Annotated in this window: 2 protein-coding genes and 1 pseudogene; all 3 read right to left on the bottom strand. The window is 33.7% G+C overall.

Features of this window, described 5'->3' with window-relative positions; genetic code table 11:
- On the bottom strand, positions 1–1152 hold a 1152-nt coding region (locus P767_RS16380; RefSeq protein ID WP_071840059.1), incomplete at its 3' end, for a DegT/DnrJ/EryC1/StrS family aminotransferase.
- A pseudogene (locus P767_RS16385) lies at positions 1137–2117 on the bottom strand (SDR family oxidoreductase). The gene P767_RS16380 and the pseudogene P767_RS16385, both read right to left, overlap by 16 nt.
- Before the next feature lie 21 nt (positions 2118–2138).
- A partial coding sequence (locus tag P767_RS16390) for a nucleotide sugar dehydrogenase (RefSeq protein ID WP_037351693.1) occupies positions 2139–2785 on the bottom strand: 647 nt, incomplete at its 5' end.

Here is a 2785-nt window from a genome sequence, read left to right on the forward strand (position 1 = left end):
ATTAATATTTTTTAAAAAATTAGATTTAATACAATCTGCGATGTATTGTTGTTGACCAATCTTAAGTTCCGTGTGCATTGGTAAAGACAAAACCGACTTAGTTAATATTTCTGTATTAGTTAAGCTTTGAGAAACTACTGCTATTGATTTAAATGCTTCTTGATTGTACAAGGGAATTGGATAATATATCATCGAAGGAATTCCACATTCATGTAACCACTGTTTAAGCTCATCGCGCTTTCCTCCATTCACCTTAATCGTATATTGATGAAAAGCATGCTTTACATTTTGAGATCTGATTGGAATTTGAATTTCACTGATTTCGCCTAACAAATGATCATAATTATTTGCAGCAGAAATTCTTGCATTTTGATAATTACTTAGTTGATCTAGCTTGACATTTAAAATAGCAGCTTGAATTGTATCCAACCGTGAGTTTACACCTATAAATTTATGTACGTACTTTTCGGATTGTCCATGATTAGCAATCATTTTTATTTTTTTAGCTAACTCTGTATCATTGGTAATTAAAGCTCCACCATCTCCGTAACAGCCTAAATTTTTAGATGGGAAAAATGACGTACAGCCAATGTGTCCAATAGTTCCAGAGGCTTTCCACTTTTTATCAGTAAATTGATAAAACCCGCCTATTGACTGAGCCGCGTCTTCGATAACATGAATACCATAATCCCTTGATAATTCCATGATAGGTTCCATATCAACAGATTGTCCAAACAAATGAACAGGAACAATCCCCTTGGTTTTCGGTGATATAGCATTTCTAATGAGTTCAGGAGTAGCAATAAAAGTATCAAGATCAACATCTATCATAACTGGCACAAGTCCCAATAAACCTAGAACCTCTGCTGTAGCAACATAGGTAAAAGCCGGAACAATCACCTCATCACCCGGGCGAAAGTCTAAAGCCATCATAGCAATTTGCAAAGCATCAGTGCCATTTGCACATGGTATTACAAATGAACCACCTAGATAGTTTGAGAAGTTTTCACTAAACCTGGCGACATCATCTCCTCCTATAAATTGCGATTTACCAATGGCATCTAAGACAGCATCATCAATAGATTCCTTAATGTTTAAATACTGACCGTTTAGGTCTACCATTTGAATGTTAGTGTCTAAATCCCTTTCCAATTTTTTAAAGTTAACTCTAGTCCTTGTAATACTGTTATTGAAGGATTATAACCTAATAACTGTTTTGCTTTTGAAATATCAGCTAAGCTGTCTCTTACATCACCAACCCGAGCTTCCCTATATTTTGCGCTTAATCCTTCTACCCTAGCAAGTTTAACCAATGATTCAAACAAAATATTTAAAGTTATGTTATCGCCAACAGCTATATTGTAAACTTGATTCAATGCATTTTCATCTTTAGTAAGCATAGCTAGAATATTAGCCTGAACCGCATTCTGAACATACGTAAAATCACGAGTTTGCTCTCCATCACCATTAATAAAAGGAGATTGATTAGACTTAATAGCATTTATGAACAAAGGAATTACAGCAGCATAAGCTCCGTTAGGATTTTGTCTAGGCCCAAAAACATTAAAGTATCTTAACCCAATAGATGAAACACCAAAGGTTTTAAAAAAACATCAGCATAAAGTTCATTAACAAATTTCGTTACAGCATAATGGAGATAAGGGCTTACCAATATTTTCTTCTTTCTTTGGTAATACTTTACTATCACCATACGTTGATGATGATGCAGCATACACAAAATTTTTCACCAAAGCTTCTTTAGAAGCATAAAGCATGTTTAAAAATCCTGAAATATTTACTTCATTTGTTGTAATTGGATCATCAATTGATCTTGGGACGGAACCTAATGCAGCTTGATGTGAAACATAATCAATATTTTCAACAGCCTTTCTACAAGTTGCAATATCTCTAATATCTCCTTGTAGAAATTCAAAATTTGGCTCTTGTAAAAATGGTTCAATATTTTCAATGAACCCAGTTGATAAATTATCTAATACTCTTACCTTTTTTGCCCCTGAATAAACTAAGTACTCGACAATATGACTACCGATGAATCCAGCACCACCTGTTACTAAAAAGGTAAATTTAGAAATATCATTAGTATGAAATTTCAACATGTGTTTATAACTTAAATTAATTTACAATCGAGCATCAACCATCTCTTTTGGCAGAACTCCTTTTACATCGTATACGACTACATTTTCTGATTTTTGTATCGTTATTTCCCTGAAAAGGTCATGAGCTACTGCAAGGATAATTGCTGAATAGTTAGAGAGCATGTCATTTGAAAAACTATCAAGAATAGTAATTCCATACTCATGATACACTTCTTCTTTTTTCGCCCATGGATCATAAACATCGACATGTATATCAAAGTTCGTAAGCTCAGTAAATATGTCAATTACCCGAGTATTACGAATATCAGGACAATTTTCTTTAAATGTAAAACCAAGAATTAGAACATTAGATTTCATAACATTCAAATTCTTTCGCATCATCAGTTTAACAACTTCTGTAGTTACGTGCTTTCCCATACTATCGTTCATGCGCCTACCGGCTAAAATAATCTCAGGATGATATCCGACTTCTTGAGCCTTTTGTGCTAAATAATAGGGATCAACTCCAATGCAATGCCCTCCTACAAGTCCAGGCTTAAATTTGAGAAAATTCCATTTTGTAGCAGCAGCGTCTAAAACTTCATGTGTATCTATATTCAAGAGAGAGAAGATTTTAGAAAGCTCATTAATAAAAGCGATATTAATGTCTCTTTGAGAATTTTCAATAA

The organism is Sediminibacterium salmoneum NBRC 103935, assembly GCF_000511175.1.
GTDB classification, from domain to species: Bacteria; Bacteroidota; Bacteroidia; order Chitinophagales; family Chitinophagaceae; genus Sediminibacterium; species Sediminibacterium salmoneum.